Genomic DNA, 14,356 nt, shown 5'->3' on the forward strand with positions numbered 1-14,356 from the left:
AAAAAAAGGATATCTCCCGCTTAGGGTGAATATCCTGTGTTTATTAGTTCTTCCAATCGATATAATAGCTATCAACGGAATATGCTTTTTGATAAGCATTTTGTTGAACTTTAATCTGCTGATTTCGTTCTAGCCAATCCTTAGCCTCAAGCTTAAGGCTTTGCATTCGGGATAGAATTTCGTTATCGTAGGATAAAATTTCAGCCAAGAATTGCTTCTGTTCTTCTCCCATAGGACCATTTTCATTAGCTTTACTAATGATAACATCACTTAAATATTGCCTGGATTCAACAAATGACTCTAATTTCTCAAAGGACATATTTTGCAACTGGCTTACAGTTGTCTTTGTCATCACATATAATTCTTGAAGCAGCTCATCCATAATCGATCAATCCACCTTAAGTTATACACTTGCTAAGCGGCTTGCCTCAGTCCATGTATCTTTTAATTCAATTAAATACTCATACACTTCCATAGCGTGCGTTTTGTCTTTATGAATATTAGCCTGAATTAGCTTGTGAAGCATGTATTCATAAATCTTCAGCAAATCATTGGCAATAGGGTAATCATAATTCAAAGAAGCGATAAGCTCGTTAATAATAGCTTGGGTCTTGATTAAATTATTATTTGCTTTCTCAATATCCCTATTATCAATACCTTCAATTCCAAGTTTCAAAAACCGAATGGCGCCTTCATATAACATAAGGAGTAATTTAGATGAGTTTGCTGTTTGAGTTTGAGTTTGCTTATATTTATCATATGGTGATGTTAACAACCTTCCTCACACTCCCTTTACTTTAAGAAACTCGATAAACTACCAGATTGCGCGTTGTATTTGTTCATGGCCGACTCCATAGCAGTAAATTGCTTGTAGTAACCAGTCTCCAAACGGGATAGTCTATCTTTCATATCAGCAATACGGTTGTCCAAATCCCGACTTTCCATGCCCAGTTGGCTAGATGCCAACAGGATGCTATTAATGTCGCTGCTTATTCGAGAAGTCCCCGCTCGTTCCGCAAGTCGGTTAAGGCCTTCATTCAGCAGGTTGGATAGGCGATTAAAAATCCCTGTATCTTCATTGTACTTAACTCCCTTTTTCTTATCCTCATCCGATACTGATGTTCCCACTCCGGAAAAGAAATTTATGACTTGCTCAGGATTGAGTTCAATCATTTGTTTCAGTTGATCCTCATTTTCAATAACGAGTTTCCCGCCTTCATTCCATTTTCCCGTTGAGATTCCCATGCTAAAAATGGAAATGTCCCCTTCTGGCGTAGTAACCTTGCTGGTCAGTGCAGTTCTCATCCCGCTAACTACACTACTCAGAATATCGTCACTTTTGAGCATCCCGCTCTGTGCCTTGTCCTGCCAGAGTTTAATATCATCTTCATTCATTTCTTTCTTTTGGTCTTCTGTTAGAGGAGCGTATGAGCGATATCTCTCCTCGCCTAATTTACCATTTATTGACCCTATCAATGAATTGTAGTCCTCGATGAAGGATTTAACCGCATTAACCAATTTATCTGTATCTGGCTTCGTCTCAACAGTAACGGTCCCGAGAGATTTTAACGTTATCTGCATCCCGTCGTAATTAATAATATTAGAATTAGTCGAGTCAATGGTAATCGCCTTATTGGTTAGCAGTTGAGTAGAGTCTACCCCATTAATCTTGAATTGGGCACCCGAGCCGGATCCATTAATTATATCAGTGCCTGCTACAGAACTCTCAAACAAATCACCGGTGACTTGAAGGCTGGAATCCGCTCCAACTTTCTTGGCAGCTATGGAAAGAGTACCTGTTGCACTGTCAAATGAAGCAGTGGCCACATTACCCGCTTTATTGTTTATCTTTTGAACTAAAGATTGCATTGTATCCACCGAAGGATCGAAGCTGACTTCAACTCCGTTTACATATATCTTATTGCCTGCAGTATCAGGTAGAATATCCTGTAATAGTGTGCTGCGACTTACTCCAGTAAACTCTGCTTGAACCTGAGCTGCAGTTGCAACCTTAGTTACTTCTACAGTTACAGGCAAACTTGTGGCACCGTTAGAAGCTTGAACGTTAACTGCCGAAGTATCCCCGGTTAAGGATGCCGTTTTCCCTTGAGTTGACAATGTGTTCTTAAGGTTAGAGAGCTTATCATACAAAAAGCTAACCATTTTTGTACTTTGTGAGCGATACGCTTCCCGTTTCCAGTCCAGCAGTTGTTTTTGTTGATTAAGCTTATCAAGAGGAGCACGTTTCGCCTGCATTAGCTCCTTGACCATACTGTCAATATCCATGCCAGATGCAAAACCACTTATTCTCATGATTGCCCTCCTTTTATTTATACTCGTTCATCAACTAGCAAACCTGCAATTTCCATCATTTTTGCAACAATATCCAGCGTTTTTTCAGGAGGAACTTCACGAATAACCTCTCCTGTATCCTTATCTAAGACTTTTACCATTATGGCATGCGTCTTTTCATGAATTGATACATCAAGTATCGTTGTAGGTCCTTGCATAGCCTTCAAAGCACGATCAATTGCTTGAATAAGTTGTTTCTCGCCAATTGATACTTTTTCACCATGATTAATTGCAATCCGTAATGCACTTTGATCTAATTGAGTCGTATTCGAAGAGGATACTCCTGCATTTGCTATGGTGTTATTCCCTTTGTTGTTGGATTGAGGAGTTATTGAAGATGTAGAAGAGCCTGATGCCCCAATATTCATCGCTATAACCTCCAAACGTAAACTTTATACTATTTAATATATCGGCCCAAACTTTCTTGGATATTATAGGCTTCAATCGGAAACACCAATTAATTTTTCAATAAAGTCAACCACGTCGGCATCAATTGCAAGGTCAAATTTCCGAGCGAACAACCCCTCACTACTATATAGTGCGTGAATATCAGACATTCTAAAAGTTGCTGCGTGATATATCATTTTTTGTTGATCTGTTTCCATCCTAAGGCATCTCATATTTTTCTCTGAAATTTTGACAGAAAAAGGGCTGTTCATGATTAAAGTTTGAAAGAATTGCTCGTCCGGAATAAAGGTGTATCGGTAATATTCTTGCATTTCGAAGGATAACTGCGCAGTTACTGTATAAAATGCGAAATCTCTTGAAATCATCTTCCACTGAGAGCCACCAAATTGTTTAATATTTGGAGAGAAATAATCTTCGAATGGTTTCCGTTGGCCCAACATTTTTATCTCCCCAGCGTCCTCTATATAATATTTATCTTGTAGTTGGGCTCTTTTTCTCATCTCTTCCTCATCACGTTGCTTTACTTGAATGAAGTTGGTGTCTCTACCATTCAAAAAAGCCTGGATATTCTCTTGAGGTATTAGTGGAAAATCTTGACCGCTTAAGTTGATATAGTAACTCCATTCATTATTCCATTGAAGTAAATAGTTAATCGCATCCAATTCAACTTGAACCAGCGACCACCCTCCCCACATTAAATAACGTGAGGGTAGCATTCGAATGTTTGGATTGGATTCAACCAGGTTTTGTCCGAGTTCCTTCAAATCTTCACTGCTACCTAAATCAATATGGATGAGATACAAATTGTCCTCATTGTAAATAGCATTCATCATACGCAATAGCATATCCGGCTTATGATGAGCCATGATAAAATATGCAATTTTCATTTCGTTCTCTCCATTTCTAATTTTTACAAAACAAAAGGGATTGCCCGTAAGCAATCCCTTTTGTTTGATAAAAAGATCAAAATTAACGAAGCAGCGACAGTACGCCTTGCGGTTGAGAGTTAGCTTGCGACAACATCGCTTGAGATGCTTGAAGAAGGATGTTGTTTTTCGTAAGAGCAACCATTTCTTTCGCCATGTCCGTATCGCGAATACGGGATTCGGCAGCTGTCAGGTTTTCTACGGTAGTACCAATGTTGTTGGAAGTGTATTCCAGACGGTTTTGTTTAGCACCCAACGTACCGCGAACCGTCGACAAAGTGGAGATTGCACCACTGATCGCTGCACGGTCGGCAGTTGTAGCGATCGAGAAGGTAAAGCTATCGATTGCAATGCTTTCACCTGTGTCGTTCGTAGTGATGCTAGCACCACCTGTAATGGATTTACCGTTGAATTTAGTGTTACCGACAATGTTTGTAATTTGGTTAGCCAATTCTTCTACTTCTTTGTCGATGTTACCTGTATCGGAAGTAGTGTAAGTACCATTTTCGCCTTGTACGCGCAGTTCTTTCATACGAACGAGCATTGCACTTACTTCGTTCAAAGCACCCTCAGCCGTTTGAACGAAAGAAATACCGTCTTGCGTGTTGCGTTGCGCTTGTTCCAAACCGCGGATTTGGCCGCGCATTTTTTCGGAAATTGCCAGACCTGCTGCATCATCAGCTGCACGGTTAATACGAAGACCGGAAGACAATTTCTCCATGCTCTTACCAGCTGCTACGTTGTTCAAGCCCATGTTGCGATGAGTGTTCAGCGCGTTGATATTGTGGTTGATAATCATTGAATGTTTCCTCCCTGAAATTAAATTAACCCACGTCCTTGTGGTGATAGGTCTGAAGGTCGGCCGCCCGTTTCAAACCTGTCTAACAGTATTATCGGAAGTATCTTGCGTTTACTTAATAGACCTACATTATTTTTTTTCTAAAAATTATTCTTAGCCCCATCATTCCATCCGGTTATTTTCCTGAGCAACTCTTGTTTTCCTGACGAAGCCTCTTTATTACTTTCTTGAATCGCCAAATAAATTTCCTTCCTATGGATGTTGACTTGTTTAGGTGCTTTAACACCGATTTTTACATTTTCACCATCTATCGCCAGCACCGTTATTTCAATGTCCTCTGCGATAATGATCGATTCACCCTTCTTTCTTGTAAGAACCAGCATTACACATTCCCGCCCTTCAGCTCGACTCCTTCTCTAAGTAAAGGATGTTTTGATTTATACGAAGTGGGGTAAAGCACAACCTGCTTCCCTGTTTTATTCTTTGCATTGAAAATGAGCGGAGCCATTAAATTTGCTGTAACCTCCTGCAAGGTATTACCCCAAGTCACAATCGATCTTACGATAACATCCGCAATATCCTGGATTCCCATTTCCTCCAGATCACTTTCGGACAATTCGAATTCATAATCCTCAAAGAACAAAAATGGATTTATGATGATAAAGGCTAGCTCTTCTTCTTCGGAGGACTGCAGAATGGAAAAGTAATCATCATGGGGAAAAACCACAAACTTCGTGTACTGCTCGAATCCAGGGATTCCTCCTCTAAACTCAAAAACTTCATTTATTTGGATCTGGATTTCGTTCATTTGTTCTCTAGGAATTTGCATGTCACTCTTTCCTCCTCAGTAATAAAAAGGCTACGAACGTCCTCTGTTCATAGCCTGACTTCATACTATATCTAGCAGTTGTTATTTAATAAAATCCACTAATGTAGGTGTGATAATTTTTGCCCCAGCAGATAGTGATGCCTGATAGATGTTGGAGCTTACATTCGATTGTATCATCAGCTCTGCAATATCAGCATCTTCTGTCTTGGATTGCAATTCCGTTAATTTAAGGTCCTCGTTACTAAGTCTGGCCTGCATTAATTCAACCCGATTTGTACGAGCTCCCGTTTCAGAATGCACAGATACCATTTTATTTAGTCGGGAATCGATATTGGTTATCTCGGCAGAAATGTCACCAAACTGGCTACTCTGCATGGCAATAAGCAGTTTATCAATGATGTTAAAAACATTATCTGCGCCGTCCTTCTCACCAAAAAAGTCATTTCCGGACGTATTGATTTGAAAAGTCACCCCTTGCCCGACCGTGTACTCTACAGGATCTGGATCGGTTTCAGCCGAGGCAAAAGAGGCCGGGTTGTTGGAATCATATGGCTTGAGGTTGTATGTCTGTCCATTAAAAATATATTTTCCGTTGATTTGCGTATTTCCCAAATCCCCTAATTGCTTTTTGAGCTCGACTAATTCGGAAGCGATACTATCTAAAGCACTTTGCGGATTGGTGCCATTACTTGCCTGTGTCGTAAGTTCTTTTAAGCGATTCAAAACGTCCTCCGTCTGAGACATAACGGTATCCGTCGTATCCAACCACCCCAAAGCCGTGTTAACATTTCGGCTGTACTGGTCATTGGCAGCCAACTCGGAACGATAGCGGAGCGCGTAGGTTACGCCGACGGGATCGTCGGAGGGTTGATTGATTTTACGACCGGTGGACAGCTGATTTTGCTGTTCGGACATTTTGTTTAGGTTGCGATTCAGGTTGCGAAGCACCTGGTTGCTCATCATATTGGATGTGACGCGTAAAGCCATTGATTCAACCTCCTTAGCTTGCGAAACATGTTAGGCTTGAATACTATCAAAAATCATTTATATCATTTAGCGTCCTACCACACCGGTGCCGTTAATCAGCTTGTTCAACACTTCGTCGAAGGTGGTCATGAAGCGTGCGGCTGCGGAGTAGGCGTGCTGGAACATCATCATGTTCGACATTTCCTCGTCAAGGGAGACGCCGCTGACCGATTGGCGTTTGGCGTTCACCTGGTCGGTTAGGATCAGCGCGTTGTCGGCTTGTCGTTTGGCTTCATTCGCTTGTACACCGACTTGTCCAACGATGGCCTTGAAGTAGTCGTCAATCGTGGACGTTGCCGTTTGGCCGCCGCCGAAGGTGAACTTCACGTCCTTGAGATCGGCCATGATCAGCGCCAGACCGTTGTTCCCTTTGACCACCGTTTCCGTGGTGCCGGAACCCGTGGTTCTCAGCGAGGTTGCAATCAAGCTGGGATCGTCCAAAATCGCCTGACTCATGGTGATATTGCCGGCCGTGATCGCCGTCCCTCCGTCTTTGGCGGCAAAGAAATCGCCACCAGGGACAGGAACTCCATCATTCGCGCTGTAGCCAAGCTTGTGCAGTGCGTTAATGCCTTTAATGGTCACGGTCAGGTCTGTAGCCAGTGTGCGGGTAGGTCCCGAGAAGGTTTGATTCCCGATGACCGTACCTTCCGGTAGGATCGCCCCCGCCGGGATCGTAACGGTAATATCCCCGTTGACCAACGTATTCGCAAATTGATCAAGCTGGCTCTGATAATCCCGTACATAGGTGTCGCGGGAATAGATCATCCCATAAATCTCGCCGTTGTTTAGTGTTCCCGCAGCATAGGCATTCTGCAAAAAGTCAGCCGTGATTGGCGTCGGGTTCTCACCCGCAACCAATACTTGTCCGCCCATGGTAATCTGATAGCCTTCCGGAAGCTCGGTCACCTCGACATTGACCAAGTTGGACAGTTGATCCGTCAGCAAATCCCGTTGGTCCCGAAGGTCGTTAGCTTTATCGCCCAAGCTTTCGATCCGGGTGATCTGCCGGTTCAAGTCAGCGATCGAAGAGAGGATCGAGTTCATATCAGACGCGTTCACTGCGACGTTGTTCGTCAAGTCGGAATTCAAATCGCTAAGCTGTTTGCTGGTATGGTTCAATGCATCCGTCAGAGCGAGGGTCGTTTCCTTGACGATTTTCCGGTTCGTGATGTTCTCAGGGTCCTTACTCAAGTCGGACCATGCTTTCCAGAAATTATTTACGAGTGCGCTGATTCCAGTATCGGAAGGCTCGTTAATAATCGTTTGCAGCTTATCGAGCGTGTCGTATTGGATATTCCAAGCGCCAAGCGATTTATTTTCATTGCGGAATTGCTCATCCAAGAACTGTTCCCGAATCCGTTCAACCGAAACGACTTCTACCCCGGTACCCAATTGCCCCGGATTTACAGAACGGTTGATTCCGTAAGCTTCCAAAGGACGGGCCGCGCTCATTTTCACCGTTTGTCGGGAATAACCGTCCGTGTTGGCGTTCGCGATATTATGGCCGGTTGTATTTAGAGCCATCGTCTGTGTAAACAAGCTTCGCTTCGCGGTTTCGAGCGAATGGAATGTCGATGTCATAAGTTCCTCCTTGTCGGCTTACTGCTAAGCCCGAGCATCAAAAAAGCCCGGCCCCTTGGAGCCTGTCGGTTTATCTGTCGGCGGTTTGTAGGTTGCCTCCTGCATCGGCGAAGCCCCTAACAAATCCATCGAATAATTGACGAATGCGAGCGATTGCTCAATCAACTTCTGATTCAAATCGTTAATGAATTTCAACTCATTCAGCGTCTTGGATAACGCTTCTTGAGTATGCAATAGAGCTTTCTTCTCCTCGGGATCAAACACAAGCCGTGCCAGCTCCGTAATAGTCAAGTTAAGCGCCGACTTAATCCCCTTTTCCTGCAAAAAAACTTGGCAGGCAGCAACCCGTTCTTCCTCCAAAGCGGCAATCCGCTTCATCACCCGGGACTCCTGATTCATGATTTGAATCAAGGACTCGATGTCGTCCTTCATGATGGCTTCCTTCTTGGCCTGTCCCGACGCTAACATGGTTTGATGGACATCAACCAGTTGATTCAACGCATCAATCAGTCGTTTTATAGCCATAGCCGCCTCCTATTACTCGTTCAGAAAAGACTTGAAGTACGGAGCAAGCTTGTCAGCGATTTTGCCGGCTTCCACGTGATAAGTACCCGAGGAGACTTGCGTCTTCAAATCCTCGATCCGCTGAGCCCGCTCAGGATTAAATCCAACCTCCTGCGCCTTCAGCAGTTCCTTGGCTTCCGCCGAAATGGATACTTCATCCTTACGGCGAGCTTTGCTGCCTGTATCTTTATGTTGAGATTCAACCTGGCGTTGATAGTTATTGATGGCTCCAACCCGTCCGGTTTCATTAATTTTCATGGGTTCCACCTTCCTTCCAAATAGAAAAAGCCGATAATCTTTACTAAGTTTATCGGCGGCTTTGAAATCATTTTTAATAGCGAAGCATTGGATGTTTGAGAATATTATGCCAAAGAATCACGGTTTTAGTCATTTGGGACTACGGAATTTGTCGACGGCGCTATAAGCACCGCTACCGGTTCTATCGTCGGGACCCGACTTCTTCCCGGATTCATCCTTAGCAGCGGCCGCAAGATCACGGGTTAACCGGTTACGGCAGGAATCGCACATATTCCCGTCCCGAATCAGCACGCCGCACACCTCGCAGGGGTACATCATATTCGGGTTGTTGGCAACCGAAATACGCCCCTCCTTGATGAACTTGGTGATTTGTCGGATGGAAACTCCCGTACCGTCGGAGACGTCTTGAATCGTAGCCAGCTTCTCCTCACGCAAAAACTTCAAGCACTTCTCGTACTCATCTTCGATTTCTTTTATGCAAGAAGGACAAATGTCTCTGAAATTGTTGGCAAACAATCTTCCGCAACGTGGACAATTCGCAAGATTCAACCCCATGCTCTTACGTCCTTTCTCTAAATCATCATTTGATGCTAGATTACCTTATTTGAGGGGGATTCGTCTATATCTTTGTCAACAGAATTGCAGAAATTTGTAAGAAATTAGGTTAAGACCGGGCCCAAGTCAAACAATAAATTTCGGCGCGTCGCCCGATTCGCTCGCAGATCTCATGCAGTATCCGGGAGCAGGCCTCCAGCGTACTCCCTGTCGTATATACGTCATCTACCAGCAACAGACGTACCGGTTCGGGTGAAGAATCGGGCAAAATTCGGGAAAAAGGATCCGGCTTCACAGCTTGAGGAAGCCAGGTTACCGACCAAGCGGAGGGGTTACTCTGATTCCGTTTCACGGCATCTACTGCTGCTAACAACTTGTCCGCTGCCTGGGCTGTAGGCTGGAACACATCATGCAGATCGTGCAGGCGTTCCCAGCGGGTTTTGAAGCTTTGCTTTTCGGTATGCCGGGAGCGTTCCAGCAGGTTCAACAGGGGAATTTGTCCTGCGGACGCAGCCCCATAGGCCAACCGGGCGGCTTGATTAAACCCCCGTTCCTGCATACGGTCGTTGCTGACCGGGACGGCGGTTACGGCATGGAAACGAAAGGGAGTTCCGTTGTTGCCATGCCCGTTGCCACTATAGCCGGCTTCATCTAGTTCTTTGATCATCCGCCGGTAAGCCATTCCTGTCATTCGTGCCAGGACAGCACCGTACGCCTCATTGCCGCGGTATTTGTATTGCGCAAGCCACTCGCGCATGGCCGGACTGTAGGCGACAGCGCTCCGATTCATCACAAAACTGCGGGGAGCTTGACCCGAACGGGTACAGTCCGGGCAGCCCACTTGTCGGCCGCAGATCCGGCAGCGAGGGCATTTGATCCACGGAATCGAGATATAGCAGGACAAGCAAATTTCCGGGTAGCCCCGCACGCGGTCGGAAATCGTCTTGCCACAGGCCAAACAGGGAATTGCGGGTGGCGCCAGCAATTGATGTAGCGGGGATAATAAGCGGGTCCAGGTAAAGCCTTTCCCCTCATAGAAGCTGTAAATACTCGAGGACAAGGAATTTGATAAGAAATCATCCGCAGAATGGACGCCATTCGCCGTTTGTCCCCTTTTTTTTGCTGAAACAGACCTCCCGCCCTGTAGCGCTCGATTCGGGATGTACCTATTCTCGGCAAACGCATCACCATCCACTTGACCCGGGAAAAACCTGCCGCCGGACCGTACATAGGGACTTTGCTGGGGAATCCGGGAAACCTTAGCCCGATCCCAATTACGGCCTCTCGTCCGTGGCCCGCGATTCGCAACACTCAGGGATGACTTCATCATATTATTGACCCTCCTTTACCTTTAAAAACCCGTTTTTATAAGCAGCGGCGTTCATCATCCGAATTTGCCGGATGGCGCCTCGCTGCGATTTGGTCCAAGCCGGGGCAGCAAATACGACTTTCCCATTCGGATCATCCTTGGAACGACCGGCCCTTCCGGCCATTTGCACCAAAGAAGCTTCATCGAACAGGTCGCTGTCCGCGTCTACTATGTATACATCGCTTTTGGGCACGGTCACGCCGCGCTCCAGAATCGTCGTACTAATCAACATTCGAATCCTTCCTTCTCGGAAAGCCAACACTTTCTCGTTCCGGTCCGGATCCGTGGAGGATGTTCCCTCAATACGGATACCGGGAAAATAGGAACGCAGGAGCTGGGAGAAACCCGGTATCTGGCGGATCCGTGTCACGAAGATAAAAATCTGTGCCCCGCGCTGTTCCGAATGCCGGAGAGGGCGCAACAGTGCGGGGGGTAGAGAATGACGCCGCAGGCAAAGCTCAATGTTTGCCGCTATGATCCGTTCCGGGACCGGCAGCGGACTGCCGTGATACCGCGCCGGAACTTTGGCGTGCGGCAGACGACCGGCTCGGATCTCCTTTTGCAAGCGTACGGGAGGCGTTGCAGAGAGGAAAATAAAACGGCCTTTCGGTTTGCAGGCGGCCTCTGCTGCGAAGCCAAGCATCGGATCATTATGGTACGGAAACGCATCCAACTCATCGATCACGACCAGATCAAACGCATGATAGAACCTCAACAACTGATGGGTTGTGGCTAGGATCAACCGGGCATCCTCCCAGCGCTGCGGGCTCCCGCCATACAGGACGGCCAGGGGCTCATCGGGAAAAGCCTTCGCCACCCGCGGCGCCAGCTCCAACACAACGTCGCGCCGTGGCGTGGCGACCAAGACCCGCCCCCCTCGGTCCAGTGCATAGCGCAACAGGGGAAAGATCATCTCGGTTTTGCCGGCGCCGGTGACGGCCCAGAGTAGGAAGCGAGGCGGGTGGGAAACCATAGGGTGCGAGCGTCGCAGAACTGGGACAATGGCGGGTCTATTGCGGGCCCCGCCAGGTAAAGGAGCTTCCTGCGCTTGCGCCAGGAAGCGCAGCGCCTGCCCCGCCGCGCTGCGCTGGGCGGGGCTCAGCCCCCACCGGTCCAGCAGGGACTCGGTGGGGGCCAGGCCCGCGGCCGTGCCGCCTCCCGCCCCCGGCGGCGGTACGGCCCCCGCGCTGCTGCCGCGCAGCAGCAGCGCGCAGGAGCGGCTGCGCCCGAGCGCGAGGCACGCCTCGCAGTAGGCGCAGCCGCGCGAGCCGCACGACCCGCAGGGCGTGCGGCGATGCACTTCGCTGCCGCAGCGCCGGCAGCGTGGGGCCCGGGCCCGGCGCCAGCGCGGGCCCGCATCACGGCGGCGGGCGGAGGCCACGCCCGCCGTGAGCTGCACGCGCCCCTGCAGGTGCGCGTGCTGGACGGCGGAACGCCAGCCCGGGGCGAAGCCCGGCAGGCGTTCCGCCAGCAGCTGCTGGAGCTCCGCTTCCAGCAGCGAGCGGCCCTCCAGCGCAGCCGCAAGGCGCTGCGCGGCTTCCGCTAGGGGCGTGGCTTCGCCCCACGCCCCCGCTCCTCCGCCTATCCCTGCTTCGCTCCACACCCCCGCTTCATTCCCCGCCGCCGCAGACTTCCCCCAAGTCCCGTTTCGCTTCACGCCTGCGGATTCGTTCCAAGCTCCGTTCTTGCCCCGCGCCCCATCCGCTCTCCACGGGCCACTTTCCCCCGATGCCCCAACCTTTTCCCCCGTTCGCTCTCCTAACTCCACGATTCCCAACGCACTCTCCTCCATTCTTGAGTTCCCACTTCCCCTAACAACACGCCCTAATTCCGTCAACCGGCCTTCCTTCCACAACCAACCCCGACGCTCGCCTAACAAGGAACTTCCCTTCAATGACTCCCCCAGATCCCTTGATTTACTTGAACTCGTCAACCTCACTTCGAACCGCAGCTCCTCCTGCAGCTCTCTTACCAACATTTGATCCCATTGCCGATCGGACCAACGATCCATCTCGTCCAACAACTTGAAGTGATCCCTCACCTCAACAGCCCACCCCAGCGGCATTCCGTCGGATAACAAATACATAGATTCGGAATTCCTATCCATCCACCAAGACAAATCAACCTTCAGATCCAAGCTTACTCGTAGCTCCCATCCTGACTTGGATCTTACCGCATACAAACTCCCCCTCACATTACCACTCTCCTCCTAAAATCTAGCAGTATTATCCATATTTCAACAATTATCAGATAATTCCTCTTTTTCTGATATTTGTTTTTTGGAATTCTTATTTCGCCCCTTTTCTTCGACCTGATTCCCCAAAATCCTCACACTTCATGTCGCATCTTGTCTTTTAAAACGCCTCAATAACGGCCTCCATCATGTCTACTTAGGCGTTAACCATCGTAACGGAACTGAGAGACCTTATTCGCCAATTTCCCGGCTATTTCCCAAGCTAACGGAACCTACAGACCTTATTCGGCCATAAAGCAGGCAAATCACCCAAGTTCTGCACAAATAAGGGTTTCTCGTTCCGTTACAATCCATATCCTCGCGTTCCTAGGCAAATAACGTCCCTGAGTTCCGTTAGAGCTGCCAACACACGCGAACTTGAAGAGAACAACAACTCCGATGGATACTGATACCCCCTACTCCTCAGCTTCAATCCCATCAGCTCACTCCCACCTTTCTCCCCTACCGCTTCTTTCACTCTCTCATTACTCACTTGCCCTCAACCGCAACGTAAGCTTCCTCTCGCTCACTCCCTCCTTCCCCTCATACACCGGCTTCTTCCACTCTCTAATTACTCTCTGCCCCTCAACCGCAATCATCAGTAACCTCTCGTTGACCCCCCTCATCCTTCCCCCTCACTCTCACTTTCCTCTCGCAAACCAACTTCTCGCACGATCCCATTACTCCGCGCCACCATCTTCTATCCACCTCCCCTCTCTCCCACCTTGTTCTCGCAAACAGCACTCCCCCCTCTTAGCTCTTCGCTACTCCATCACTATGAACCCATTACTCCTCCTCCACTAGTCAGCCAGCTTTACCTTTCCCATGTCCTCTTTCCATCTCCCCCGTTTTTCCCCATAACACAAAAAAGCACACTCCCCGGCTTATCGCCATCAAGAGTGTGCTTCACACTTTACACTGCGCATTGCTATGCGCCAGCCTAGTCATATGCGGTTGTCCTTCCTGCATCCACTGCCGGTCATCAACTCCGGAACCCTTCGCCCCGGAAAGGGTGTTACACATGGACATAGGGTATTTTGTCCGCCTCCCGCGGGATGCGAAGATCGATGCAGACAGGCGTCTCTTCGTTCAACAAAGCCGCATGCGCTTCCACATCCTCTTGCCGCACCACCGCCAAGCCGATCACGGTTAGCTCCATCTCGCCTTGCGATTCCAGCTTCCGCATGATCGCCAGCGTGTCATCCTGCGAGCTCTCGTCGAGTACTGTCACTCTCAGAGGTAAACCGCGCAGCCGTGCATACCAGGAGAGTGCCCGCAAATACCATTCCATCTGATTCTCATGATTGCTCGTGACGAGAATATAATGAATCGCGCGATCCTTCCGTTTCCCTTGCTGAACCAGGCCGTGCAGCACATGGACCAACGCCGCGGCCATTCCGTAGCTGAGCAGGATCCAACCTACATAAGGAACCACCGTACCCACCTCCTATTA

At 48.3% G+C, this 14,356-nt stretch carries 16 protein-coding genes; all 16 read right to left on the reverse strand.

What is annotated here, in order from left to right; all coding sequences use genetic code 11:
- Positions 1-43: 43 nt before the first annotated feature.
- Positions 44-382 (reverse strand): flagellar protein FliT, encoded by a 339-nt coding sequence (fliT, locus tag IM700_RS16525; protein WP_193418003.1) that lies wholly within the window; start codon positions 380-382, stop codon positions 44-46.
- Between the two features lie 21 nt (positions 383-403).
- Positions 404-775 carry a flagellar export chaperone FliS gene (gene fliS / locus IM700_RS16530; protein WP_193418005.1) on the reverse strand — a complete coding sequence of 124 codons (372 nt, stop codon included), beginning with the start codon at positions 773-775 and terminating at the stop codon, positions 404-406.
- A gap of 17 nt (positions 776-792) precedes the next feature.
- Positions 793-2,313, reverse strand: a complete 1,521-nt coding sequence (fliD, locus tag IM700_RS16535; protein ID WP_193418007.1) for a flagellar filament capping protein FliD — start codon at positions 2,311-2,313, stop codon at positions 793-795.
- A gap of 17 nt (positions 2,314-2,330) precedes the next feature.
- Positions 2,331-2,720 (reverse strand): flagellar protein FlaG, encoded by a 390-nt coding sequence (locus tag IM700_RS16540; protein WP_193418009.1) that lies wholly within the window; start codon positions 2,718-2,720, stop codon positions 2,331-2,333.
- 72 nt (positions 2,721-2,792) lie between these two features.
- Positions 2,793-3,647 (reverse strand): beta-1,6-N-acetylglucosaminyltransferase, encoded by an 855-nt coding sequence (locus IM700_RS16545; protein WP_193418011.1) that lies wholly within the window; start codon positions 3,645-3,647, stop codon positions 2,793-2,795.
- Between the two features lie 82 nt (positions 3,648-3,729).
- A complete protein-coding gene (locus tag IM700_RS16550) occupies positions 3,730-4,485 on the reverse strand; it encodes a flagellin N-terminal helical domain-containing protein (protein ID WP_193418013.1) in 756 nt (251 codons plus the stop codon).
- 140 nt (positions 4,486-4,625) lie between these two features.
- Positions 4,626-4,868 carry a carbon storage regulator CsrA gene (csrA, locus tag IM700_RS16555; RefSeq protein WP_193418015.1) on the reverse strand — a complete coding sequence of 81 codons (243 nt, stop codon included), beginning with the start codon at positions 4,866-4,868 and terminating at the stop codon, positions 4,626-4,628.
- Positions 4,868-5,314, reverse strand: a complete 447-nt coding sequence (gene fliW / locus IM700_RS16560; RefSeq protein ID WP_193418017.1) for a flagellar assembly protein FliW — start codon at positions 5,312-5,314, stop codon at positions 4,868-4,870. Before fliW ends, csrA begins: the two co-directional genes overlap by 1 nt.
- 81 nt (positions 5,315-5,395) lie before the next feature.
- Positions 5,396-6,301 (reverse strand): flagellar hook-associated protein FlgL, encoded by a 906-nt coding sequence (gene flgL, locus IM700_RS16565; RefSeq protein WP_193418020.1) that lies wholly within the window; start codon positions 6,299-6,301, stop codon positions 5,396-5,398.
- A gap of 66 nt (positions 6,302-6,367) precedes the next feature.
- Complete coding sequence (gene flgK, locus IM700_RS16570; RefSeq protein WP_193418022.1) at positions 6,368-7,924, reverse strand: flagellar hook-associated protein FlgK; 1,557 nt, start codon at positions 7,922-7,924, stop codon at positions 6,368-6,370.
- A 24-nt stretch (positions 7,925-7,948) separates the two neighbouring features.
- Entirely contained in the window at positions 7,949-8,449 is a 501-nt protein-coding gene (locus IM700_RS16575) for a flagellar protein FlgN (protein WP_193418024.1), read from the reverse strand.
- Positions 8,450-8,461: 12 nt separating this feature from the next.
- Positions 8,462-8,746 (reverse strand): flagellar biosynthesis anti-sigma factor FlgM, encoded by a 285-nt coding sequence (gene flgM, locus IM700_RS16580; RefSeq protein ID WP_193418026.1) that lies wholly within the window; start codon positions 8,744-8,746, stop codon positions 8,462-8,464.
- Positions 8,747-8,875: 129 nt separating this feature from the next.
- The gene (locus tag IM700_RS16585) at positions 8,876-9,295 is read right to left on the reverse strand and encodes a TIGR03826 family flagellar region protein (RefSeq protein WP_155608238.1); all 420 of its coding nucleotides are present in this window, start codon (positions 9,293-9,295) and stop codon (positions 8,876-8,878) included.
- A 115-nt stretch (positions 9,296-9,410) separates the two neighbouring features.
- Positions 9,411-10,631, reverse strand: a complete 1,221-nt coding sequence (locus IM700_RS16590; RefSeq protein WP_193418029.1) for a ComF family protein — start codon at positions 10,629-10,631, stop codon at positions 9,411-9,413.
- 1 nt (position 10,632) lies between these two features.
- Entirely contained in the window at positions 10,633-12,756 is a 2,124-nt protein-coding gene (locus IM700_RS16595; protein ID WP_239483974.1) for an ATP-dependent helicase ComFA, read from the reverse strand.
- Positions 12,757-13,918: 1,162 nt separating this feature from the next.
- On the reverse strand, positions 13,919-14,338 hold the full coding sequence (locus IM700_RS16600; protein ID WP_193418031.1) for a hypothetical protein: 420 nt from the start codon (positions 14,336-14,338) through the stop codon (positions 13,919-13,921).
- Between the last annotated feature and the right edge of the window lie 18 nt (positions 14,339-14,356).

Origin of the sequence: Paenibacillus rhizolycopersici, from assembly GCF_014947195.2 — a bacterium.
Lineage (GTDB): Bacteria > Bacillota > Bacilli > Paenibacillales > Paenibacillaceae > Fontibacillus > Fontibacillus rhizolycopersici.

What these genes read in the sequence shown, in the direction of transcription:
- flgK (WP_193418022.1), bottom strand. Translation starts at nt 7,924, where the DNA reads ATGACATCGACATTCCATTCGCTCGAAACCGCGAAGCGAAGCTTGTTT.
- csrA (WP_193418015.1), bottom strand. Translation starts at nt 4,868, where the DNA reads ATGCTGGTTCTTACAAGAAAGAAGGGTGAATCGATCATTATCGCAGAG.
- IM700_RS16540 (WP_193418009.1), bottom strand. Translation starts at nt 2,720, where the DNA reads ATGAATATTGGGGCATCAGGCTCTTCTACATCTTCAATAACTCCTCAA.
- fliW (WP_193418017.1), bottom strand. Translation starts at nt 5,314, where the DNA reads ATGCAAATTCCTAGAGAACAAATGAACGAAATCCAGATCCAAATAAAT.
- IM700_RS16550 (WP_193418013.1), bottom strand. Translation starts at nt 4,485, where the DNA reads ATGATTATCAACCACAATATCAACGCGCTGAACACTCATCGCAACATG.
- IM700_RS16590 (WP_193418029.1), bottom strand. Translation starts at nt 10,631, where the DNA reads ATGATGAAGTCATCCCTGAGTGTTGCGAATCGCGGGCCACGGACGAGA.
- IM700_RS16575 (WP_193418024.1), bottom strand. Translation starts at nt 8,449, where the DNA reads ATGGCTATAAAACGACTGATTGATGCGTTGAATCAACTGGTTGATGTC.
- flgM (WP_193418026.1), bottom strand. Translation starts at nt 8,746, where the DNA reads ATGAAAATTAATGAAACCGGACGGGTTGGAGCCATCAATAACTATCAA.
- IM700_RS16545 (WP_193418011.1), bottom strand. Translation starts at nt 3,647, where the DNA reads ATGAAAATTGCATATTTTATCATGGCTCATCATAAGCCGGATATGCTA.
- fliT (WP_193418003.1), bottom strand. Translation starts at nt 382, where the DNA reads ATGGATGAGCTGCTTCAAGAATTATATGTGATGACAAAGACAACTGTA.
- IM700_RS16595 (WP_239483974.1), bottom strand. Translation starts at nt 12,756, where the DNA reads ATGTATTTGTTATCCGACGGAATGCCGCTGGGGTGGGCTGTTGAGGTG.
- fliD (WP_193418007.1), bottom strand. Translation starts at nt 2,313, where the DNA reads ATGAGAATAAGTGGTTTTGCATCTGGCATGGATATTGACAGTATGGTC.
- flgL (WP_193418020.1), bottom strand. Translation starts at nt 6,301, where the DNA reads ATGGCTTTACGCGTCACATCCAATATGATGAGCAACCAGGTGCTTCGC.